Source organism: Lichenibacterium dinghuense (genome assembly GCF_021730615.1).
Lineage (GTDB): Bacteria > Pseudomonadota > Alphaproteobacteria > Rhizobiales > Beijerinckiaceae > Lichenihabitans > Lichenihabitans dinghuensis.
Genome location: NZ_JAJLMN010000001.1, coordinates 3988858 through 4012523, shown reverse-complemented (window position 1 = coordinate 4012523; position 23666 = coordinate 3988858). Strand labels below are relative to the sequence as shown.

Annotated in this window: 15 protein-coding genes and 1 pseudogene; 9 read left to right on the top strand and 7 right to left on the bottom strand. The window is 69.7% G+C overall.

The window, feature by feature from the left end; genetic code table 11:
- Positions 1-118: 118 nt before the first annotated feature.
- Entirely contained in the window at positions 119-859 is a 741-nt protein-coding gene (locus L7N97_RS19115) for a P-loop NTPase family protein (protein WP_237479878.1), read from the bottom strand.
- A 323-nt stretch (positions 860-1182) separates the two neighbouring features.
- A pseudogene (locus tag L7N97_RS19110) lies at positions 1183-2134 on the bottom strand (IS630 family transposase).
- A 1192-nt stretch (positions 2135-3326) separates the two neighbouring features.
- Here L7N97_RS19110 and L7N97_RS19105 point away from each other — a divergent pair.
- A complete protein-coding gene (locus L7N97_RS19105) occupies positions 3327-3770 on the top strand; it encodes a hypothetical protein (RefSeq protein ID WP_237479877.1) in 444 nt (147 codons plus the stop codon).
- A 774-nt stretch (positions 3771-4544) separates the two neighbouring features.
- Here L7N97_RS19105 and L7N97_RS19100 read toward each other — a convergent pair.
- Positions 4545-5384, bottom strand: coding sequence for a metallophosphoesterase (locus L7N97_RS19100; RefSeq protein ID WP_237479876.1), 840 nt, complete (start codon positions 5382-5384; stop codon positions 4545-4547).
- 200 nt (positions 5385-5584) lie between these two features.
- Here L7N97_RS19100 and L7N97_RS19095 point away from each other — a divergent pair, with 200 nt between their 5' ends.
- The 4 genes from L7N97_RS19095 to L7N97_RS19080 all read left to right on the top strand — a co-directional run bounded on the left by L7N97_RS19095 (position 5585) and on the right by L7N97_RS19080 (position 10313).
- Positions 5585-7561: an AAA family ATPase gene (locus L7N97_RS19095; protein WP_237479875.1), complete on the top strand. Its 1977-nt coding sequence runs from the start codon at positions 5585-5587 to the stop codon at positions 7559-7561.
- A complete protein-coding gene (locus tag L7N97_RS19090) occupies positions 7561-8115 on the top strand; it encodes a metallophosphoesterase family protein (protein ID WP_237479874.1) in 555 nt (184 codons plus the stop codon). Before L7N97_RS19095 ends, L7N97_RS19090 begins: the two co-directional genes overlap by 1 nt.
- Before the next feature lie 191 nt (positions 8116-8306).
- Positions 8307-8870: a helix-turn-helix domain-containing protein gene (locus L7N97_RS19085; protein WP_255721691.1), complete on the top strand. Its 564-nt coding sequence runs from the start codon at positions 8307-8309 to the stop codon at positions 8868-8870.
- 153 nt (positions 8871-9023) lie between these two features.
- Positions 9024-10313 carry an RNA-guided endonuclease InsQ/TnpB family protein gene (locus L7N97_RS19080; protein ID WP_309242821.1) on the top strand — a complete coding sequence of 430 codons (1290 nt, stop codon included), beginning with the start codon at positions 9024-9026 and terminating at the stop codon, positions 10311-10313.
- Between the two features lie 226 nt (positions 10314-10539).
- On the opposite strand, the gene glyS is transcribed toward L7N97_RS19080, so the two are convergent.
- The 4 genes from glyS to L7N97_RS19060 all read right to left on the bottom strand — a co-directional run bounded on the left by glyS (position 10540) and on the right by L7N97_RS19060 (position 14717).
- On the bottom strand, positions 10540-12777 hold the full coding sequence (glyS, locus tag L7N97_RS19075) for a glycine--tRNA ligase subunit beta (RefSeq protein ID WP_237479871.1): 2238 nt from the start codon (positions 12775-12777) through the stop codon (positions 10540-10542).
- A 27-nt stretch (positions 12778-12804) separates the two neighbouring features.
- The gene (locus L7N97_RS19070; RefSeq protein WP_237479870.1) at positions 12805-13191 is read right to left on the bottom strand and encodes a type II toxin-antitoxin system VapC family toxin; all 387 of its coding nucleotides are present in this window, start codon (positions 13189-13191) and stop codon (positions 12805-12807) included.
- A complete protein-coding gene (locus L7N97_RS19065) occupies positions 13188-13439 on the bottom strand; it encodes a type II toxin-antitoxin system Phd/YefM family antitoxin (protein ID WP_237479869.1) in 252 nt (83 codons plus the stop codon). Before L7N97_RS19065 ends, L7N97_RS19070 begins: the two co-directional genes overlap by 4 nt.
- A 333-nt stretch (positions 13440-13772) precedes the next feature.
- The gene (locus L7N97_RS19060; protein ID WP_237479868.1) at positions 13773-14717 is read right to left on the bottom strand and encodes a glycine--tRNA ligase subunit alpha; all 945 of its coding nucleotides are present in this window, start codon (positions 14715-14717) and stop codon (positions 13773-13775) included.
- Positions 14718-14882: 165 nt separating this feature from the next.
- Between L7N97_RS19060 and L7N97_RS19055 the strand changes: the two genes are divergently transcribed.
- The 4 genes from L7N97_RS19055 to L7N97_RS19040 all read left to right on the top strand — a co-directional run bounded on the left by L7N97_RS19055 (position 14883) and on the right by L7N97_RS19040 (position 23657).
- Complete coding sequence (locus tag L7N97_RS19055) at positions 14883-17048, top strand: mechanosensitive ion channel family protein (RefSeq protein ID WP_237479867.1); 2166 nt, start codon at positions 14883-14885, stop codon at positions 17046-17048.
- A gap of 49 nt (positions 17049-17097) precedes the next feature.
- On the top strand, positions 17098-18420 hold the full coding sequence (locus L7N97_RS19050; RefSeq protein ID WP_237479866.1) for an MFS transporter: 1323 nt from the start codon (positions 17098-17100) through the stop codon (positions 18418-18420).
- 50 nt (positions 18421-18470) lie between these two features.
- Positions 18471-21107, top strand: a complete 2637-nt coding sequence (pepN, locus tag L7N97_RS19045) for an aminopeptidase N (protein WP_237479865.1) — start codon at positions 18471-18473, stop codon at positions 21105-21107.
- Between the two features lie 294 nt (positions 21108-21401).
- Positions 21402-23657, top strand: coding sequence for a PAS domain-containing sensor histidine kinase (locus L7N97_RS19040; RefSeq protein ID WP_309242820.1), 2256 nt, complete (start codon positions 21402-21404; stop codon positions 23655-23657).
- Positions 23658-23666: the final 9 nt, after the last annotated feature.

Genomic DNA, 23666 nt, shown 5'->3' with positions numbered 1-23666 from the left:
AACCAGCCCCGCCGACGCTCATACCGCCGAACTCTGGCTTCCGCCCATCTGAGTTCGCGACGTGCGGCGGCTAGGCGCACATTGATAGGGCCCGCTGGTGCCCGGGTCATCCACCACCTCAAATTTCGTCCATCAACCAGTTTGCAGCGGGTACGACGGCTTGCATGGCTTCAGTCCGAAATCGAACCAACGACAGATATATTCGCCGTCCAGCAGCTAGACCGTGGTCCTTCTCGAACACTTCAGCGTTCATCCTCGGTATATGCAGCATTCCTCGCGCTACGAGAAACTTTGCAGCCTCAGACCTGAGAGATTGATTCTCCAGAACACTGATGTACCCACCTTTTGCAATTGAGGCCGCCTGGGTTTCGGAAACATCGCCCCCAACGCGATTTTCAACAACGAACATGGATGCTTTGTTTTCGTCGCAGAAGTTTCGAAGCCATAAGGCTTCAGCCAGGGCTCCCGGCTCCGCCGTCATCACGATCAACACACCTATTTCGGTTTCTTTTCGAGCGAAGTCGTCCAGGTACTGGACGAGTGTTGTGAAGAAGGACCTCGAAGTGTTGGCGCCGATGTCGACGACGGTCGGCCTCTTGACGCAGGAGAGGGCTTCGATCACATCATCGAACTCTTCCTCGGCAGCGCGACCCCGTGTTCGCTCGATCTGAGCAGGATCGACGCGAACTCGAAAAAATCGTGCCTCACCGTCCTTAGCTTTCTTCTCAAACTCCAACATGCGACGCGTTGTGTCGACCTCAAAGATCTGCAGATCTGGCACCAACTCAATAAGCGCACGCACCAGTGTGGTTTTACCGACACCGCCCTTGTCCTGCGCGACGAAGAGAACTCGCGTCATTCCGCCTCCTGATCGATGTATTTGTCATAGGAACGGTAATCACTCTCGCGGAGCTGTTCCTCCAGCGTAGGCTCTGACTTTTCATCGGAGTCTCGCCGATTGGACAGAGCATGTCTCACGATTGTCGACGTGGTCTTAGCTCTTTGCTCGACATGCGTATTTCCAAGAGGTCGCTCATCGATCTTTTTTTCCTCGACATGGGAAATATTGAAGTCAGTATTTTCGCGCTCGCCACCTCGCTTCTTTCTCTGAAGCGAAGATATTGTACTCGTCAGGGACTTGACAGGCAAAGTCGAACCATCACGGGCTAGAGCTATTTCCGATCAGGTGGGGTCGTAGGCATCGTAGCCAGCCGCGGCGAGGTAGTTACGGCACTCGTCAGGGGTGAAGCGGGTGAAGGCTTTCCGGATGGCGACGCGCAGATCCGTGACGGTGCGGGCCGCCGCTGTGCGAAGCAAGGCCTTCAGCTTGGCGAAGGCGTTCTCGATGGGATTGAAGTCAGGGCTGTATGCCGGAAGGTAGAGCAAGCGAGCCCCCGCTGTTTCGATGGCCTCCCGCACGCCTTTCACCTTGTGAGCGCTTAGGTTGTCCATCACGACCGTGTCGCCGGGCCTGAGAGCCGGGATGAGGATGTCGGTGACGTAGGCCAGAAACCGCGCCCCGTTTGTGGCGCCGTCCATCAGTTCGATCGCAAAGGGACCGCTTCCCCGCAGGGCCGCCGTGACCGTGGTGGTCTTGTAGTGCCCGTGCGGCACCGCGATGCGGCAGCGCTCGCCACGGCCCGGCCATGGCGGCGGGTCATGTTGGTGGCCGCCGCTGTCTCATCGAGAAAGACGACCCGCTCGGGGTCCACGTCGAGTTGACCCTCGAACCAGTCCTCGCGCGCCTTCATCACGTCGGGACGGCTTTGCTCGGCGGCGTGCAGATCCCTTTTTTACGGCTGATCTTGTGGCGCGCGAAGAAGCGGTGCAGCCCGCTCGTGCTCGTGCTGACACCCTTCTCGCGCAAGCTTTCACGCAGCTCGCGCAGGTACGCCTGCGGCTCCGCCTCGCACGCCTGCAGGATCATCTCCGCGTGGGCCTCGATGTTGCGGGAGCGCTGGTCTCCGCCCATCGGCTTGGCCGCGACCACGCCTTCGGCCCGGAAGCGGGCTTGCCAGCGGATCGCCGTCGCGATCCCGACACCGAAACGCTCGGCCGCCTGGCGGCAGGAGGAGCCCGCCTCAATAGCGGCCAGAACACGCTCGCGTAGGTCCGCAGACAGGGCTCTTGGCATCAGGGGCATCCCGCAAAGGTAGCCCTCACCGAATCACAACCCGACCGAAACCGCTACACCGTCCCGAATCAAACCGGACGGAAACAGCTCTAGAACACCATACGCCCGCAAAGCCAGAGCGATCTCGTCCCAGTCAAAAGTCTCATGTAAGCGGATCAAGACCGCAAGATTTCTCTCGACATCATCTCTCATTTTTGATCGGCTCGCCAATGGTTTCTCGCTTTGCCGCTTCAGCGTCAGGTATGAGGAGATGTCTTCGAAGCTGAGATGAATTAGAGGCTGCCCACCTCGCCTTCTTCGGAGAGACATAGGCTTCTACCTCAGACAAGGAAAGCTTACAGCGAGCAAAGAGTGCCTCCCTTTTCTGCTTGCTTTGCTGACGGTGGCCTCCACGACCGTACGATTCATCTTTGCCAAAAGCCCGCTTGAATGTCTTTCCAATCCCACGAAGGTGTTGAACGAACCGGAATGCACTCGTTTGGGATCTGTCTCAATGTTGCCTCAATTTCACGGTCTTCGCATCCAGTAGTCGCCCCTGATCGTGGCGTTCTGGGCGGTCCTCCGCCTCGACGGGCAAGGCTGGCGTGGCCAGATACGACGGCGACGGTGAAGTGTCGTAGATCCGACGAGGGTTGCGGGGGCAGGCCTCGTAGCAGGTCCAGCACGTCGACGCTTGTGCTGCCGTAGGGGCACGGCAGCAGCGGAATGTCGCGCGCCGGCCGGCTCAAGAGATCCGTGCGCACGCCCGGCCACACAGGTTTGTTCGAAGGCGTCAGCCCACTGAACCTGCGGACGAGCGCGTTTCAATGAACGATCGACTCGACGAGTCGGTTATCACCAGAAGGCGACGATTCAGGACGAAGTAGGACGATTTCTTCGAGATGATGGGTTGGCCAAAAGGCGATTTTGGGCGGCGATGAGCGTTCGAGCACGTTTTCTCGGCGATGGGATCGCAAATATGCGAACAAGCCTGTCACAGGCTTGGCTGGTCACTGCTCACTCCCGTGGCCGAGGCTGACGGGTCGGCGGCAGTGCTCCGCCACACGATTTCCGGTCGATTTCGGCTCGCGGTTGCGACTCAAAGGTCAGGTGAAGACGCCCGACGACCTGTCCGACAAGGACGCCGTGATCGCCGCTCTTTTGGAGCGGGTCGAGGTGCTGGTGGCCGAGAACGCGCGGCTTGCGGCGAGGGTTGGCCGAGTTGAAGGCCCGGCTCGGCCTGCCGCCCAAAACGCCAAACAACTCCAGCCTGCCGCCGTCCAGGGGACAAAAGCCGTCGCTCCCGTCCGTGCCGAAACCCAAGGGCAAGCCGCGTTCGGGCGCCCATCGCCTGCTCCATCCCGAGCCGACCCGTCTCCACGACGTACGGGCGTCCTCGTGCCGGGCGTGCGGGGCCGACGCGTCGGGCGCCGAGCAGAGCCTGTGCGCGGCGTGCGACCGGGTCGAGATCTCGGCCATCGTGCCGGACGTGACGCGCGTGTCATTGCACGGCGGAGTATGCCCGTGCTGCGCCAGCCGGTTCAAGGCCGTGGCATCGGCGGGGCTGGAGCCGGACTCGCCCTTTGGACTCAACATCCGCGCCTTCGTGATCTACCTGCGCGCCGTGCAAAGCATCCATCAGCCTCGACGCGCTTGAGAACATCGTCAGCGAGCGATGCCGAAGCCTCACCACCTGTTAGGCCGACATCAGTTCACGCACCAACTTCGCTTGGTGGCCCAAAAATTACACCTCGAGCTGATCTGGCGGAAAACGTTTCACTGCTCCGTCCGTGATGCTGCTTGTTACGCTTGGTTGTGGACGACATTTGTGACAAATAGCCTACGCTCGATCATGATCAACGATGGTGAGCCACGGCTCGAAGTCGCGGTCATCCCCCATAACTCCCTCTCGCGGTCCGGCATCTGTCAGGCTGAGTAACGCGGAAGTTACAATGACTCGGATGGCGCCGCGTCGTCGATTACCATGTCTACGCCATCAATCAGCGCGGCTCGGTTCAACCTAGGATCGGCCTAAAATCTGCCCCGTGGGTGTGCACTGCTCCTCCTCGCTGTCAAGAGCGGGCAGGTTGCCAACCTCGATCTACGGTTCCACCATCTCAAGGGAGCCACCCTGTCGAGGCGGGTCGATACGTATCGGTCGGTAAGCGGCTCGCCTCAGCCCCGGGATGGTCGGACCAGCCCGGAGCAGAAGCTCATCGAGTGCCGTGCAAGCGAGCCGAGGCGCCGACGGATATTGACCATCAGCCCGCGCACATCACCGAAGTCCTGCATAGACTACGAAAGTCGGTTGCGCGCGCCGCAGCGACCCTCGCTGCGGCTTTCTGCCCTGCTTGCACGGGAGATCAACGCGAAGCGTTGGCCCCTGATATTCTTCCCGCTCGTCGCGGGTGATCTCTCCATCAGCGCCCGTTCACTCGCGACGAAGAGTCTCCTCGATGACGTCGACCGCGATATCGCCGACCTCGACCACCTTGCTCGGATTCCAATCGGCCGCCTCGGAGCCGCGACCTCGCCCGTTGGCGACGATGCGGGTCGAGCCCTCGCGGTGATCGACATGGTGGTGGACGTGGCCGTGGATCCACAGGTCGGGCCTGTGCCGCTCGATGAACGGCCGGAGATCGCTGGCGTAGCAATGCCTCAGCGAGTCCCAGGGGTCTGCCAGACACAGCGGGCTCGGCGCGTGATGGGTGACCACCACGGCCGGGCGCAGGCGCGGCAGACCGTCGGGCGTCGCCAGCGCATCGTCGAGCCAGGCGAGGTCGCGTCGATGCCACTCGCGGGTGTCCGCCGGCCGCACGTAATGATGTCGGCCGCTTGGACGCCTGCGGATACGGCGATAATCGTTCATGCCCCGCCGCGCCATGCCGGTAGCATGACCGAGGTCGCCGTAGCCCAGTCGCAGATCGGTCCACAGCGTGCAGCCGTGAACCGTCACGCCGCCGACCTCGATGCTGCCGCGGTCGAGCCAGTCGATGTTGTGTCGCGCTGCGACCTCGCGCCCGTTTTCATCGTGTTCATCATGGGTGACGTGCTCGAGCCTCGCGGACCATCGGTCGTGGTTGCCGGGGACGTAGATCACCCGGCAACCCTGGAAGCGCTCGGCGAGCCAGGACAGGGCGCGGCAGCTCGGCGTATCGACATCGCCGGCCACGACGATCGCGTCGAAAGACGCAGGCGCGCCGCGCATGATGTCGACAGCGCCTTCCGTTTCGAGATGCAGGTCACTGAAGACCCAAAGTCTAGTCCGCATGATGCCCTCCCGGCCCCGAGCTGATCCGGCCGACAGCCATGACACGCACCTGTTACCGATTGTGAGCTGGCGATTCTCGATATCGAACTATTGCCTCGCGTAACGGATGGTTGACTCTCGTTTACCCGATTTGATCGCACCAGCTCACGGCGACTCAACGTTTTTCGGGCACACCGGAGCGGTCGTCAGGGGAACCGCTTTTGTCCAGCTTGCCGCACAGCTTCGTCGCCGCCATCCGCGCCGCACAGCGGATCGCCATGCAAGTCGCCGCCGATGAGGATATCCCGCCTCCCGAGCCGGTGCCGCCGACCACTTGGCTCGGCGCCGTCTTCCTCGATCGCGCCGGGATCGACCCGCAGACGCTGCGCCGGGGCACGACCTGCGTGATCACCGGGCAGGATGCCCTCATCAATCCCGTGGCCGAGGCCGTCCGAACCGCGATCCAGGATTGCGTCGGCGGCCGCCACACGAAGCCGGGGCCCGGCATCCTGGTCGTGGGGGAAGACGGCGTGGTCCTGCCCGAATGGTACGCTGCCGCGCTGCGCCGCGGCGCGCCCATCGTCGCCGTGACGGCGGACGGTCGCAACATGACGCCCCGCGAAGCCGTGACGCTGGCCGACCGCACGATCACCATCCCCATGGTGCCGCGCGGCGACGTCATCGCTTCCGTGGTCGAGGCCGCGACGGGCAACAAGATCAGCGTCAAGGACGAGGATGCCGCCCTGCTCGGCTGGGAGGACCTCATCCTCGTCGTGCAGCCCGGCGGCGATCACATCGACGCCGGCAGCCGCATCCGCAAGCTGGCCCGGGATCGCGCGGAAGGCCCGTCGAAGGCGAAGGATCGCCGCCGCGGAGCCATGCCCGGAGCCAAGCCGACTGCAGCCGACGGCGTCGTGCGCCGCCTGTCCGAGATGACGGGGTTCGGCGATGCGGGGCACTGGGGGGCGAGCCTCGCCGCCGATCTCCGCGACTACCGCGCCGGCAGCCTTTCCTGGAGCGACGTCGACCGTGGCATCCTGCTGTCCGGCCCGCCCGGCTGCGGCAAGACGACATTCGCGAAGGCTTTGGCGCTCGAATGCGAGGCCGAACTCGTGCCCACGACCTACACGGACTGGTCCGCCGCCGGCGGGTCGGCCGGCGACACGATGAGCCGCGGCATGACCAAGCTCTTCGACCAGTGGCGCGCGAAGGCGAGGTCGGGCCCGTTCATCCTGTTCATCGACGAGGTCGACACGATGGGTCGGCGCGGCGACAACGGCCTCAACGAGTCCTGGTTCACCGGCGTCATCAACGGCTGGCTCGCGTTCCTCGACGGCGCCCTGCCGCGCGACGGCATCGTGGTCGTGGCGGCCACGAACCATCCCGAGCGCGTCGACCCGGCGCTGTGCCGTGCGGGCCGTCTCGACCGACACGTCGTGTTGCCGGCACCGGACCTCGACGCGCTCGCCGGCGTGTTGCGGCTGCACCTCGGCCCCGCGGCCGTCCTCGACAATCTCGACGCGGCCGCGCGGGCGTGCCGCGGGATGAGCCCCGCCGATATCGGGCTCCTGGTCAGGGAAGCGCGGCGGACGGCGCGTCGCACCTTCGGACGCGCGGTCTGCGCCGACGACGTCCGGGCGGTGCTGCTGTCGCGGCGGCGGGCGGCCGGCCTCGATCCCGCCGAAGATCGCGTCATCGCCATCCACGAAGCCGGGCATGCGCTGACCATGCTCCGAAGCGGGATCGCGCGCTTGGAAGAGGTCGACCTCGACCGGCGATATGCGCGCTCGACGCGTTCGACCGTGGCCACGCTGGCGACGGTCGAGGGGCGGCTCGACATCCTCGTCGCCGGCATGGTGGCCGAGCAGGTCCTTCTCGGATCGCACAGCGCGGGATGCGAGCAGGATCTGTCGGACGCCACGACGCTGGCGATGTCGGCGCTCGGCCGATGGGGGATGGGAGCGCGCGGCCTCCGCGCGCTGGACGTCGGCCACATGCTCGACGACGCCTGGATTTCGGCGACGGTCGACGAGATGCTGAGCGCCTCGCGCCGACGCGTGACGGCGCTGGTCGCGGCGCAGCGCGTCGCCGTCGAGCGCCTGGCCGAGGCGCTGGTCGAGCGCCGCTACCTCGACGCCGACGAAGTCCGCGCCGTTGTCGAGGGCGCGGCGCTCGCGCCGGCCTGCGGAGACCGTTGATGACGCTGTGGCTGACGAGCGACACGCATTTCGGGCATGCGGCCGTCATCGCCATGTGCGACCGGCCTTTCGCCGACGCCGACGAGATGGACGCCGCCCTGATCGACCGGTGGAACGCGCTGGTGCGCCCGCGCGACACCGTGTGGCATCTCGGCGACTTCTCGCTCGGTCCGAAGGGCACGGCGGAGCGCCGTTTCCGTCGGCTGAACGGCTCGATCCACCTCGTCCGCGGCAACCACGACGGCGACGACGTGGTGAACGGCTGTGCCTGGGCCTCGGTCCGCGATTTGGCGAGCCAGCGCGTCGCGGGTGTGAGACTGACGCTCTGCCATTATCCGATGCTGGCGTGGGCCGGATCGGCGCATAACCGGGACGGGCGGGTCGCGACCGTCATGGCGCACGGCCACGTGCACGGCACGCCCCGGAACTCCAGGGTGCCCCACCTCGACCCCTGCCGCGTCGACGTCGGGATGGACATGCAGGGCTACGAGCCGGTCGCCGCGGAAGCTCTCATCGCGGCCGTTCAGATCGCGGTCGACATGCAGTCGAGTTGATCGCCAGCGGATCGCGCGCTTGGCCGCATCGGCTGCGGGCCTTCACCGCCGCACGGCTCGCACCGGAGCGCGAGCCTGCCCTCCGTCCGACGAAGCTCCGCCTGATGCTGCCCCGGTCGCCTGACCGCCTCACAAGCCGACCACGCCCACGGGAGACGGATGATGACCATGTCTGATCGGTGCGCTTCGCCATGAATCTCGGCCGACGCATCGCCATGGACCTGACTGTCGCCCAGGAGCGCCACATGCGGCGAGCAGCCGGCACGGCGCGTCTCGCCTGGAACCAGGCTCTCGCCGAGCATCGCGCCTTGTCGGCCGCCGCACGCGCCGAATCGGACGAGGCGAAGCGGAAGGCGATGTGGCCGACCACGGCCCGCCTGCGCGCCAGCTGGACGGAACGCCGCAAGACCGACCTACCCTGGACCTCCGCGTTCACTAAATGCGCGGGCGCTCAGGCGGTCATCGACCTCGGCGGCGCCTTCGAGCGCTTCTTCGAGGAGCGGCGCGATGCCAAGCGCGAGGGGCGCGAGACCCGACGCTCATTCGGCGCGCCGCGCTTCAAGTCGCGCCGTCGCACGACATCGGCCTTCGCGCTGTGGAACGACCAGTTCTCCGTGGCCGACCATTACCGCTTCGACGCGCGGCCGCGAGCGACGATGCGGGTGCCTCTCCTTGGCGAGGTACGGCTGCGTGAGGCTGTTCCGGGGATCGGCGGCATCCTGGGCTGCCGCGTGTCGCTGCGACGGGGACGGTGATACGCGTCCTTCCATTTCGACACGGATTGGAACGACGGCGAGCGATCCGACAAGGCCGAGGCGATCGCTCGGGCCAAGGCCAGAAAGGCCACGTCTGCGACCACCGACGCCTCGACAGAATCGACCGCGCAGGCTTCAGGCGACGCGGGCAAGGTGGATGTCCGCTCCCGCCCGCTTCGCGTGCGACCACGTCACCCTCGTCCAGGCTCGGTCGCCGGGGTGGATGTCGGCCTCATCGACGCCCTCGTGATGGCGACCGGCGAAGAAGCTCCCGCGCGTCACGCCGCTCCGAACCGCACGCGCCCGAGCAAAGCCGCGGCGGTGAAGCGCCTCGTCGCGCAGCGGCAGAAGCGGCTGGTGCGCTCGAGAAGAAAGGCCAAGCTCGCCGCGGCCATCGCGGCCCGGACCGTCCCCGGCCCGCTCGCGGCGCGGGACGTCCAACGCGCCGAGGTGCGATACAGCCGGCGACAGGAGCGGCTCTCTCGATCCATCTCTCGCTTGATATGGCGCGAGGCGGACCGCCGCGACGACTTCCTCCACAAGGCTTCGACCGCAGTGGTCCGCTCGGCCGAAGTGGTCGTCGTGGAAACGCTGAACCTCGACGGCTTGCTGAGCAATCATCACCTCGCCCGCAGCCTGTCGGAGGCAGCGCTGGCACGACTGCTCGGCATGATGCGCTGCAAAACTGAAAAGCTCGGCGGCCTGGTGCTGCCTGCGCCGAGGTTCTTCTCGTCGACCAGGCGCTGCGCCGCCTGTGGCGCGGTGAACACCGAACTCACGCTCAAGGACCGCTCCTGGACGTGCACGTCCTGCGAAACGGTGCGGGACCGGGATGGGAACGCGGCCGACAACCTGCGCCAGCTCGGATTTGCAGCGGTGATGGACGGGCCGGTGCCGAAAGGGCTCGAAAGGTGGACCGGATGGGTCGAGGACGCGCGCGCGTCGGAGAGCCTGTGGCGCACGGACCGCGACGGGTCCGATGACGCCGGTAGGGGCGGCTCGCTCCGAAGTGGCGCGCGGGGAGAGGGCCCATCGGGCCGAGCCAGGGAGCGTGCCACGGCGATTGCAGCGGTTTGGCCCCGGCTAAGGCAGGGAAGCCCTCGACGAACCGCGAACCAGAACGGCTCCGCTTCGGCGAGGTCGAGGCGACGGAGCGTGTTGTCCTTGTGCTTGCACACGGCCACGGCGATGACGACGATCGGCTTCTTCCGTCCGCCGCGCTTCTCGGCCTCGACCCACGCGAGCCCCAGGGCGAGCACGTCGGCGGGCGGCATGGCGAAGCACGCGCCGGGCCGGGCGTCCCGGTCGACGATGCAGGAGATCCGCAGCACGGGACCGTCGACGCGGGCCAGGACGCGGTCGCAGGCGGCGGCGATCGGCGCGAGGGCGGCCGGCGCGGCCGCGGTGAAGCCGCGCCGGTCCGCGATCACCCGTCCCAGGTAGTCTCCGAACGTGTCCGGCTCGGCGTCGGGGTGAGTCATGCCGTGTCAGCCCTGATCCGGTGTCGCGGCCTGGAGGGGAACGCGGCCCGATCAAATGTGACTCTTTTCAGGGCACGTCGGTCAAGCCTGAACTCACATGGTCCATCGGCGCGCGGCCTCACAGGCGCCGAGCCGATCGCCGCGGGCGACCGCTCGGTCCGGGGTATGGGGCAGCGGGACGGGGCCGGTCAGCCGGCGACGCGGCCGAAGTCGGCGACGCCCTGCATGGTGCGCCGGAGGGCGGCCAGCAGGCGCAGCCGGTTCAGGCGCAGCGCCGGGTCGTCGGCGTTGACGGTGACGCGGTCGAAGAAGCGGTCGACCGGGGCGCGCAGCGAGGCGAGCGCGCGCATCGCGGCCTCGAAGTCCTCGGCGGAGGCGCGCTCGGCCACCTCGCCCTCGACGCGGGACAGGACGTCCGCGAGGTCGCGCTCCTCAGGCAGCGCGAACAGGGCGGCGTCGTGGAAGGCGTCGAAGGCGCCGGCCCCGTCGCGCTTCTCCTCGGCCTTGAGGATGTTGGCCGCACGCCGGTAGCCGGCGAGGAGGTTCCGGCCGTCGTCCGTGTCGAGGAACGAGCCCAGCGCCTCGACCCGGCGCACGATCAGCACGAGGTCGTCCTGGCCCGGCAGGGCGAAGACCGCGTCGATGAGGTCGTGCCGCGCGCCCTTGTCCCGCAGGTAGACCTTCAGCCGGTCGGCGAAGAAGGTCATGAGGTCGTGGGCGCGACGGTGCGCGATTTCGGCCGCCTCGATCCAGCGCTGGTCGAGCGACGAGGACAGGTGGGTCGCGACGGCGATCGTGGCGTTGAGGGCGTCGTCCCGGATGTAGCGCGACAGGAGCTCCCGCGCTTCGGTGAGGCGGTGGTCCTCGGCGGCGAAGGAGCGCGTCGCGAAGACGAGGCCGTGCAGCGTCAGCTCGTGCCGGAGGCGGAGCCGCAGCCCGTTCTCGATCACGATGCGGATCACGCCGAGCGCCGCCCGCCGCAGCGCGAAGGGGTCCTTGGAGCCGGTCGGCTTCTCGTCGATGGCCCAGAAGCCGACCAGCGTGTCGAGCTTGTCGGCCAGCGCCACGGCCACCGACACGGGCTCGGTCGGCACGCGGTCGGACGGGCCCTGCGGGCGGTAGTGGTCCTCGACCGCCGCCGCGACGGCCGGCGCCTCGCCCTGCGCCGCCGCGTAGTAGCGGCCCATCAGGCCCTGGAGTTCCGGGAACTCGCCGACCATCTCGGACACGAGGTCGGCCTTGGCGAGGAGGGCGGCGCGCCCGACCGCGGTTCCCTCGGCCCCGACCTGCGGGGCGAGGTCGCGCGCCAGCGCGGCGATGCGGGCCACGCGCTCACCCTGCGTGCCGAGCTTCTCGTGGAACACGATGCTGTCGAGCCGGGGCAGCCGGTCTTCGAGCCGGACCGCGAGGTCGGACTCCCAGAAGAACCGCGCGTCGGACAGGCGCGCCCGCACCACCCGCTCGTTGCCGGCCACGATGGCGGCGCCGCCGTCCGAGGCCACGATGTTGGACACCAGGACGAAGCTGTCGGCCAGCGCGCCGCCCGGCTGCCGGGTGACGAAGCACTTCTGGTTGGCCCGGATGGTCGCGCGGATCACCTCCGGCGGGATGGCGAGGAAGGCCGGGTCGAAGCGGCCCATCATCACCACGGGCCATTCGACGAGGCCCGCCACCTCGGCCAGCAGCGCCTCGTCCTCGACGACATCCAACCCCGCCGCGAAGGCGAGGTCGCGGGCGTCGTGGCGGATGATCTCGGCGCGCCGCCCGGCGTCGAGCACGACCTTGGCGGCTTCCAGCGACGGCACGTAGTCGTCGAAGCGCCGCACCCTGATGGCGGCCGGCGCCATGAAGCGGTGGCCGCGCGTCTCGTCGCCGGACGCGATGCCGCCGACGTCGAAGCGCACGACCTCGGGGTCCTCCGTTTCCGCGCCGAAGACGCACAGGATCGACTGCAGCGGCCGCACCCAGCGCAGCGCGTCGGGCTCGGACGAGGCCCGGCCCCAGCGCATGCTCTTCGGCCAGGGGAAGCCGCGGATGATCCCCGGCATCAGCGCGGCGACCACCTCGGGGGTCGACCGACCCGCCTTGTGGATGTGGGCGACGTAGAAGGCGCCCTTCTTGTCCTCGACGGTCTTGGCCTCGGCGATCGACGACAGGCCGGCGCTCTTGATGAAGCCCGCGAGCGCGGCCTCGGGCGCGCCGACGCGCGGGCCCTTGCGCTCCTCGTGCGTGTCGGGCTGGCGCGGCGGCAGGCCGCCGACCTGCAGGGCCAGGCGCCGCGGCGTCACGAAGGCTTCCGCGCCCTCGTAGAGCAGGCCCGCGTCGACCAGCGCGCCCGTGACGAGGCGCTTCAGGTCGGCCGCGGCCTGGGCCTGCATGCGGGCGGGGATCTCTTCGGAGAACAGTTCGAGCAGGAGGTCGGGCATGGGTGTCTTCGAAAGCGGCGTCCGGGATCAGACGCGCTGGATGGGGCCGGGGTAGCGCAAAATCGTCGCGTCGGCGGTGAGCAGTGTGATCCCCTCGACGATCGCTTGCGCGATGAGCAGGCGATCGAAGGGGTCCTTGTGGATCGGCGGCAGCTTCGCGACCGCAGCCGCATGGACCGACGTCACGGACAGGTCTTCGTAGCCGACGTCGCGCAGTTCACCGCGCAGAAACTCCGCATCCGTGCGGAAATCGGCCCGATCGAGGCCGCGCTTGATGGCGATCTCGCAGATGCTGACAGCGCTGAAGACCAAGCGGTTCGCGCGGTCCGCGATGAGCGCACGGCCCGCAGTCCTCAGCCGGTCCGATCCTGCCGCCGCCCAAAGCAGGACATGCGTGTCGAGCAGGAGCCTCAACCTTCCGCATCTCCATAGAACATGCGCTCGATCTCCTCTCGCCCCATCTCGTCGAAGTCGTCGGGGACGTCGACGAGGCCTTTGAGAAAGCCGATGCGGGGACGCACCTCGGGTTCCGCTTCGGCGTATGGCACGACCTTCACCATGGGCTTGCCGGCCTTGGCGATGACGAAGGGCTCGCCCTTCGCGGCCCGCTCCACGAGCTTCGACAGGTGCGTCTTCGCCTCGTGAATGTTGAACGTGTCCATGGCCGGCTCCGGCGAGGTTAGAGGCTGTTATGAGCCATGGAGGGCGGCTCCATTGCGGCGCGGCGAGCCGAATGGCAGGAGAAGCTTGCAGCCGGTACGTCCGTACCGGCAAGAGCTTCGACGCACCAGGCGGCCGCTGCGCCGCAACCCCGGAGGGGCCGGGCCCTTTTCGGCGCTCGGTTCGTCGACTTGCTCGACCGTGGCTCAGCCACGCTCATCGCAAGTCTCCTGCCGATCATCCGAAAATGGCTCCGGTAGAGCCACCCTCCGTGGTTCATAACAGCCTCTAGTCCACCGAGGTTAGTCCGCTCGCGGCGGGGCGGCAAGCGAGGCTCACGCGCCGCCGCCCTCCGTCAGCAGCCACGCCGCGCCGCAGGCCTTGGCGAGCTCGCGCACCTTGAGGATGTAGCTCTGCCGCTCGGTGACGGAGATCACGCCGCGCGCGTCGAGCAGGTTGAACAGGTGCGAGGCCTTGATGGTCTGGTCGTAGGCCGGCAGCGCCATGCGGTGGCGGCCGCCGGCCGCCTCGGGCGCGCCCTTGTCGAGCAGCGCCCTCGCCTCGCCCTCGGCGTCCCGGAAGTGCTGGAACAGCAGGGCCGTGTCGGCGTGCTCGAAGTTGAAGCGGGAATATTCCTGCTCGGCCTGCAGGAACACGTCGCCGTAGGTGATGCGCGCGTCGCCGTCCAGGCCGTTGAAGTTCAGGTCGTAGACGTTCTCGACGCCCTGCACGTACATGGCGAGGCGTTCGAGCCCGTAGGTCAGCTCGCCCGACACGGGCGAGCATTCGACGCCCGCGACCTGCTGGAAGTAGGTGAACTGCGACACCTCCATGCCGTCGCACCAGCATTCCCAGCCGAGCCCCCAGGCGCCCAGGGTCGGGCTTTCCCAGTCGTCCTCGACGAAGCGGATGTCGTGCAGCGCGAGGTCGACGCCGATGGCCTCCAGCGAGCGGAGATACAGGTCCTGCAGGTCCGGCGGCGACGGCTTCAGGATGGCCTGGAACTGGTAGTAGTGCTGCAGGCGGTTCGGGTTCTCGCCGTAGCGGCCGTCCTTGGGGCGGCGCGACGGCTGCACGTAGGCGGCGCGCCAGGGCTTCGGGCCGAGCGAGCGCAGCGTCGTGGCCGGATGGAAGGTGCCGGCCCCCACCTCCATGTCGTAGGGCTGGAGCACCACGCAGCCCTGCCCGGCCCAGAACCGCTGCAGCGCCAGGAGCAGGCCCTGGAACGAGCGGCGCGGGTCGAGCGCGGGGTCGGAGGGTTCGAGGTCGGTCTGTGTCACCAGCGGGGCGTTCCGGTCTTGAGGCGGGATCTTGGGGCGGGATGTTGCTGCGCCGCCGCAGTAGCACGCGCGGGCGACGGATCGCCAGCGGGGCCGCGCGGACGGGACGGGACGGGGACTTTCGCTGTAGACTCCGCCGACCGGCCCAACCGCGGACGAGCCGCCATGCGCATCCGTCTCCCGACCCTCGCCGCCGCGGCCCTCCTGGCCGGCGGCATCGCCGCGTCGGCGGCTCCGGCGGCCCCCGCCCCTGCGGCCCCGGCCGCGGCCGAGCAGCCCGTGGCGGCCGACAAGCTGCGCCTGCTGCTCGACCTCCTCGGGGACCCGCAGGTGCGGGCCGCCATCGACGCGCGCCGCCCGGAGGTCGAGGCGGCGGCGCCGGCGGCCGGCGCGTCCGACACGATGGCGGGCGGGCTCGGCGGCGGGCTGAAGCGCCTGCGGGACCACGTCATCGACCTCGCCTCGGCGGTGCCGCGCCTCCCGGCCGAGGTCGACCACGCGCGCGTCCTGCTCACGGACATGCTGGGCCGCGGCGACGCGCTGAGCCTCGCGCTGTTCGTGCCCCTCTTCGTCGCGCTGGGCTTCGGCGGCGAGGGGCTGTTCCGCCTGAACACGCGGCGCTTCGGCCGGTGGCTGCTCGCCCTGCCGCTCGACACGGCGAGGGAGCGCGTGTCGGCCGTCTTCGCCCGGCTCGCCTTCGGGCTCGGGCTCGTCGGCTCCTTCGCGCTCGGCAGCGTCGGCGCCATGCTGCCCTTCGACTTCACGGCGCGGTTCAAGCAGGTGCTGCTGGCGCTGCTGCTCGCCGCGGTGGCGACGCGGCTGGCCGCGGTCGCGGGGCGCTTCCTGCTCGCCCCCGGGGCGCCGCGGTTCCGCCTCGTGCCGATCGAGACGGACGCCGCGGCCTTCCTGTTCCGCCGCACGCTGGCGGCGGGCCTGCTGCTCGGGGTCGGGCTGCAGCAGGGCGCCCTGCTGGCCGCCCTCGGCTTCGACGCTGTGACGCGCGAGCTTTGCCTCGACGTCCTGGAAACGCTGGCCCTCGCGCTCGCGCTCGCCACGGTGGCGCGCTACCCGCGCCCCGCGCATCCCGAACTCGTGCCCGAGGCCGATCCGCCCCTGCCCCACGCCGAATGGCGGCGCCTCCACGCCGGCTGGGCGCGGGTCGGGCTCGGCGCCGCCGCGGTGCTGCTCTGGTGCTTCGCCCTGGCCGAGGCCGACCGCGCCTTCTGGCTCCTGCTCTTCGCCGTCGCGGGCCCCGCGGCGGTCAGGATCGCCCAGCGCTCGATCCGCCACGTCATGCGGCGGGCCGGCCCCGTCGAGGGCGGCGCGCACCGGCTGGAGGTGGTGCTGCTGGAGCGGGGCGTGCGGACGCTGATGATCGTCGGCGCGGCGGCGCTGCTCGCCCACCTCATCGGGCTCGACGTCGCCACCCTGGCGATGCACGACACGGTGCCGGACAGGATCACCCGCGGCATCATCGGCGTCATCGTGGTGGTGCTCGTGGCCGACTTCCTGTGGCACGTCATCGTGGCGCTGATCGACCGCAAGCTCGCCGGAACGCTCGACCTCGGCCCCGACGGGGGCGCCCACGCGGCGCGGCTGCAGACCCTGCTGCCCATCACCCGCAACCTGTCGCTGGCCGCGCTGGTGGTGATCGCCGGCACCATGGTGCTGGCCTCGCTCGGCGTCGAGATCGGGCCGCTCATCGCCAGCGCGGGCGTGGTGGGCGTCGCCATCGGCTTCGGCGCCCAGACGCTGGTCAAGGACATCATCTCGGGCATCTTCTACCTCGTCGACGACGCCTTCCGGGTCGGCGAATACATCCAGAGCGGGACCTACAAGGGCACAGTGGAGAGCTTCAGCCTGCGCTCGGTGAAGCTGCGCCACCAGCGCGGCGCGCTCTACACCATCCCCTTCGGCACGCTCGGCGCCGTGCAGAACCTCAGCCGCGACTGGGTGGTCGACAAGATCCCGATCAACGTGCCCTACGACACCGACATCGACGCCGTTCGCCGCATCATGAAGCGCATCGGGGCGGAGCTCCTGGAGGACGAGGAGCTCGCGCCCGGCATCATCGCCACGCTGAAGCTGCAGGGCGTGGCGCAGTTCGGCGACTACGCCATCAAGCTGCAGACCAAGATGACCACGGTGCCGGGCGACGTGCAGTTCGCGGCGCGCCGGCGCGCGCTGCTGCTGATCCAGCGCGAGTTCCGCGCGCAGGGGATCGGATTCGCCTTGCCCACCGTCCAGGTTTCGGGCGATGCCTCGGACGCCGCGGCCGCGCAGAACGCCCTGTCGCTGGTCAGGCCCGCCGAGGCGGCGGCCGCGGAATGATCGATCGAGGCCGGTCCCGGCTCGCACCCCTCGGAGCCGAAGGCCTCGCATGATCTTCAAGCTGCTCGTCACCCGGCGCTTCGCGCCGCTGTTCTGGAGCCAGTTCTTCTCCGCCTTCAACGAGAACCTGGTCCGCAACATGCTGGCCATGATCATCCTGTTCAAGGTGGGCGCCGAGCAGGCGGGGCCGCTCGTCACCCTGGCGCTGGCGGCCTTCATCGCCCCCTCGCTGGTGCTGTCGGGCCTCGGCGGCCAGCTGGCGGACGGGCACGACAAGGCGAGGGTCGCGCGCTGGCTCAAGCTCGCCGAGATGGGCGTCCAGGTGCTCGCGGCGCTCGGCTACTGGTTCAACTCGATCGCGGCGCTCTACGCGGCGCTGTTCCTGCTCGGGCTGATCGCGACGCTCTACACGCCGATCAAATACGGCATCCTGCCCGACCACCTGCGCCGCGAGGAGCTGACGGCCGGCAACGCGCTGGTGGAAGGCGCGGGCTTCGTCGCCATCCTGCTCGGCCTCGCGGCGGGCGGCCTCACGGGGCTCGAAGGCGTGTCGCGCGAGCTCGTGACGGCGGAGCTCGTGGTCGTGGCGGTGCTCTGCCTCGCCTCGACCTGGTTCATCCCGGCCGCGCCCTCCCGGGTGCCGGGGCTGCACATCGACCGCAACCTCGTCGGCTCGACCTTCTCGCTGATCGGCGACCTCCGGCGCGACCGCCGCATGTGGGTGGGCGGCCTCGGCTCGGGCTGGTTCTGGCTCAGCGGCTCCGTGGCGCTGGTGCTGGTCCCCGTCATCGTGAAGCAGCGCATCGGCGCCGGCGTCGAGGTCGAGACCGCGATCAGCCTGTTCTTCGCGATCGGGGTCGGCGTCGGCGCCCTCCTGGCGGGGTGGCTCGCCCGCGGCCGCATCGTGCTGAAACACGCGCCCTACGCGGTCGCCGCCATGGGGCTGTTCCTGCTCGACGCGGGCTGGGCCACCGCCACGGCGCCCGAGCCGACCGGGCGCCTGTCGCTCTCGGCCTTCCTGCATTCCGGCATCGGCCTGCGCCTCGTGTTCGACCTCATGGGCCTCGCCTGCGCGGGCGGGCTGTTCTCCGTGCCGGTGTTCTCGGCCGTCCAGTCCTGGGCCGCGCCGGAGCGGCGCGCCCGCGTGGTCGCGGGCGTCGGCGTGCTCAACGCCGTGATGATGATCGTCGGCGCGGGCGTCACCGCCGTCTTCCAGCTGCCGGGCATCGCGGTGCCGAACCCGATCCTGCTGCTGGCGCTCGGCGCGGTGAACCTCGGGGCCGCCGTGTATTTCGGGCGCAACCTGCCCGATGCCGCCGCGGCGGCCGCCGCCTACATCCCGGTCGACGCCGCGGTGCGGGCCGGCGAATAGCCCGCTTCGCCGCGACCCGCCCCCGATCCGACCACGATGGACGACAGCCGATGCGCAGCGACCAGGGCCAGCCGGTCCGCCTTTCCGACTACCGCGTCCCCGACTACCTCGTGGACGCCGTGTCGCTCGACATCGCCCTCCACCGCACCGCGACGCGGATTCGCTCGACCCTGAGGCTCAGGCCCAACCCGGCGGGCGTCGCCGGGGCGCCGCTCCACCTCGACGGCGACGAGCTCGCCGCCACGGCGCTCAGCCTCGACGGCGCGCCGCTCGACCTCGCGCTGGCGGCGCCGGACGGCCTGACCATCGCGGCGCCCCCGGCCCGTGCCTTCACGCTGGAGGTCGAGACGGTGGTCGACCCGAGCGCCAACACGCAGCTGATGGGCCTCTACCGCTCCGGCTCGGCCTATTGCACGCAGTGCGAGGCCGAGGGCTTCCGGCGCATCACCTACTACCCCGACCGGCCGGACGTGCTGTCCGTGTTCACGACCCGGATCGAGGCGGAGCTCCGAGACGCCCCCGTGCTGCTCGGCAACGGCGACCCCGTCGAGGCCGGCCCGGTGCCGGGCACGGACCGGCACTTCGCCGTGTGGCACGACCCGCACCCGAAACCCTGCTACCTGTTCGCCGTGGTGGGCGGCCGGCTCGACGCGCTCAGGGACACGTTCACGACCAGCGAGGGCCGCCGCGTCGACCTCGCCGTCTGGGTCGAGCCCGGCAAGACCGGCCAGGCCGGCTACGCCATGGACGCGCTCAAGCGCTCCATGCGCTGGGACGAGGAGGTGTTCGGCCGCGCCTACGACCTCGGCACCTTCAACGTCGTCGCCGTGTCGGACTTCAACATGGGCGCCATGGAGAACAAGGGCCTCAACATCTTCAACGACAAGTACGTCCTCGCCTCCCCCGAGCTCGCCACCGACGCCGACTATGCCGGGATCGAGACCGTCATCGCGCACGAGTATTTCCACAACTGGACCGGCAACCGCATCACCTGCCGCGACTGGTTCCAGCTCAGCCTCAAGGAAGGCCTGACCGTCTTCCGCGACCACGAGTTCTCGGCCGACCAGCGCTCGCGCGCGGTGAAGCGCATCGCGGACGTCCGCGCCCTCAGGGCGCGCCAGTTCGCCGAGGACGCGGGCCCGCTGGCCCACAGCGTGCGGCCGGACAGCTATTCGGCGATCGACAACTTCTACACGGCGACCGTCTATGAGAAGGGCGCCGAGGTGGTCGGCATGGTCCGCACGCTTGTCGGGCGAGACGCCTTCGCGCGCGGCCTGCAGCTCTACTTCGAGCGCTTCGACGGCACGGCCGCGACCGTGGAGGACTTCCTCGGCTGCTTCGCCGAGGCGTCCGGGCGCGACCTCGCGCAGTTCTCCCGCTGGTACGGGCAGGCCGGCACGCCCCGCGTGACGGTGCGGACGCGCCGCGACGCGGAAGCGCGGACCCTGACGCTCGACCTCGACCAGCACACCGACCCGACCCCCGGCCAGCCCGAGAAGTGGCCCTTCGTGATCCCGATCAGCTTCGGCCTCGTCGGCCCGGACGGGGCCGCGCGGCCGGTTCGCACCGGCGAGCGGCACGGCCTGTCGGACGCCGAGCTGGCGCAGGGCGTTATCGAGCTCGACGCGCCCGCCCGCACGGTGCGCTTCGAGGACGTCGAGCCGGGCACGATCCCGTCGCTGCTGCGCGGCTTCTCGGCGCCGGTGCGGCTCGTGACGGACGCCGCCGAGGCCGACCTCGTGACGCTGATGACCCACGACAGCGACCCGTTCAACCGGTGGGACGCCGCGCAGACCGTGCTGTCCCGGCTGATCCTCGACGGTGTGCGGGGCAACGCGGCCGACCCCGGCCGCCTGCGCGAAGCCTTCGCGGCGGCCGTCCGGACCGGGGCCTCGGACCCCGCCTTCGCGGCACAGGTGCTGGCCCTGCCGGGCGAGGGCGACCTCGCCCGCGAGATCGGGCGGGACGTCGACCCCGACGCGGTGCACGCGGCCCGCGAGCGGGTGCGCGCGTCGCTCGGCGTGCTGCTGGCGGCGGAGCTGCGGGCCGTCGTCGCGGCGGGCGCCGACGCCGGCCCCTACGCGCCCGACGCCGCGGGCGCGGGGCGGCGGGCCTTCCGCAACGCGGCGCTGTCGCTGCTGGCGGCGGGCGACCCGGCGCTCGGGGCGGAGCTGGCCGCGGACCAGTTCGACCGCGCCGACAACATGACGGACCGCTTCGCCGCGCTCGCGGTGCTGAGCCTCATCCCTGGCGAGGCCCGCGAAGGGGCGCTGGACCGCTTCTACGCGCGCTACCGCGACGAGCCGCTGGTGGTCGACAAGTGGTTCGGCCTGCAGGCCTCGATCCCGGAAGGGGCGACGGTGGAGCGCGTGCGGCGCCTCATGGGCCACCCCGCCTTCTCGCTGGCGGTGCCGAACCGGGTCTACGCCCTGCTCGGCGCCTTCGGCGGCAACATCACGCAGTTCAACCGCCGGGACGGCTCGGGATACCGCCTCGTGGCCGAGGCCGTCCTCGCGCTCGACGGCCGGAACCCGCAGGTCGCGGCCCGCATGCTGGGCGCCTTCCGGTCCTGGAGGCTGATGGAGCCGGGCCGCCGCGCCCTCGCCGAGACCGCCCTGAAGAGCATCGCCGCCGGCCCCGCGCTGTCGGCCGACGTGCAGGAGATGGCAAGCCGCTCACTCCGTTGAGGAACCCCGATCGGGGGCGATCTCACGAGGGCGCGGCCCTCGTCCGCAGGGGAAAATCAAGCGGCATTTTCGATTCGCTCACAAATCTGTTTCTGGACAAATCAGGCCCTCTCGACCCAAATTGAGGCGGGTCTGGAGATGCGGCACATCCCTCGATCCGGCAGTGACACGAGGGGGCGATCGATGGCGCGTGCGAACGCGGCAAACGGATCCGCGCATGCGGGGACGCTGCAGGGGCTTGCCCGGGCGCTGATTCAGCCGGGCCATCTCCGGATGGCCGAATACGAGCCGTGGTTGAGGCGCCTCGTCCCGCTGCTGGTCGCGGTCTTCATGACCGTGCTGGCCATCGGCGCGGTCGTCCAATGCCGCGACGCGCGAGACCGGGCCGTCAGCGACGCCATCGGCGACATGGAGATGGTGGCGGCGCTCGCCGCCGATCAGCTCGACGCCGCCCTGGCCCGCCAGCCCGGCCTCAAGCCCGCCGAGGCCCTGGAGCGGCTCCTGCCGGACCGCGCCCTGACGGGCGGGCGCCAGATCCTCGTCTCCGACCTGTCGGGGCGCGTCGTCGCGGCCGTGCCGCCGATGGGCGCCAAGGGGCGCTTCCTCGCCGACCTACTCGGGCCCGCCCAGCCGCTCACGGTCTTCACCGAGAAGGCCGGCGTCCTGCGGATCGACCTCGCGGACGGCCAGGACGTGCTGGCCGCGGTGCGCCAGCTCGCCGCCCCCTACGGCCAGATCGCCATCGTGCATCCGGTGGCGGACCTCCTGTCCGACTGGCGCTCGGCCTCGTTCCGCTCGGGCTTCCTCCTCCTGTCGACCGCCTTCGTGCTGATCGTGATCGCGCTCGCCTACTTCTGGCAGACCAACCGGGCCGTCGAGGTCGAGGCCGTCCACGCCCGCGTGCACGGCCGCATCGACACGGCGCTGAACCGGGGCCGCTGCGGCCTGTGGGACTGGGACCTCGCGCGCGGGCGCATCTACTGGTCCGCCTCCATGTACGCCATGCTCGACATGGAGGTGCGCTCGGAGTTCATGTCGTTCGGCGAGGTCAACGGCCTCGTCCACCCGCACGACGGCGACCTGTCGCGCCTGGCCGAGATGGTGGCCTCGTCCCGGTCGAGCACGATCGACCACGTGTTCCGCCTGCGTAACGGCCGCGGCTCCTACGTGTGGCTGCGCGCCCGCGCGGAGCTGGTGCGGGAGGGCGCCGGATCGGAGCTCCACCTCGTCGGCATCGCGGTCGACATCTCGGACGAGAAGCGCATGGCGGAGCGCAACGCCACCGCCGACGTGCGGCTGCGCGACGCCATCGAGGCCATCTCCGAGGCCTTCGTGCTGTGGGACGCCGACAACTGCCTCGTCACCTGCAACTCGAAGTTCCTGGCGCTGCACGAGCTCAAACCCGACACGGTGCGGCCCGGCATGCCCTACGCGGCGCTGAGCGCCGAGGCCACGCCGCCGCTGATCCAGACGCAGATCTCGCTCGGCGAGAGCCCCCGCGGGGGCGCGCGGACCTACGAGGCGCAGCTCGGCGACGGGCGCTGGCTGCAGATCAACGAGCGGCGCACCAAGGACGGCGGCTACGTGTCGGTGGGCACCGACATCACGGCGCTGAAGCGCCACGAGGAACAGCTGATGGATTCGGAGCGGCGCCTGATGGCGACCATCGCCGACCTCCGCCGCTCCCGCCAAGCGCTGGAAACCCAGGCCCAGCAGCTCGCCGAGCTGGCCGAGCGCCACGCCGAGAAGCAGGCCGAGGCCGAGTCCGCCAACCGCGCCAAGTCCGAGTTCCTCGCCAACATGAGCCACGAGCTGCGCACGCCGCTCAACGCCATCATCGGCTTCTCGGAGCTGATGGGCGCCGAAACCTTCGGCCCGCTCGGCAACGCCCGCTACGTCGACTACGCCGGCGACATCGCCACCAGCGGCCGCTACCTCCTCGCGGTGATCTCGGACGTCCTCGAGATGGCGCGGCTCGAGTCGGGCCGCGTGCGGATCGAGCCGAAGCCGGTCGAGGCGGCCGACGCGCTCGAGGCCGCCTTCGCCGAGGTCGCCGAAGCCGCCGCGGCCAAGGGCGTCGTGCTCACGGCCGACGTCGCGCCCCGCACGGCGCTGCACGCGGACCGCCGCGCGCTCGACAAGATCCTCGCGGCCCTGCTCGGCAACGGGGTCAAGTTCACCGCCGAGGGCGGCAAGGTGGGCGTGCGCGTGCGCCCCGCCGCGGCCGGCACCAACCTCTTCATCGAGGACGACGGGGTCGGCATCGCGCCCGACGCGCTCGCCGTCATCGGCCGCCCGTTCACCCTGGCCGGCGCGACGATGCGGGACGGCATGAAGGGCTCGGGGCTCGGCCTCGCCATCGCCCGCTCGCTGGTCGAGATGCACGGCGGCTCGCTGCGCATCCGCTCGCTCCTCGGCCGCGGCACGATCGTGATGCTGCACCTGCCCACCCCGGTCGCGGCGCCGGCTCTGGCGGTCGCCGCACGGCCGCTGCCGGCCCGCCACGCGATGCGGCGGACCGCGGAGCCGGCCCGCATCTCCGTGGCGTGACCGGCGGCC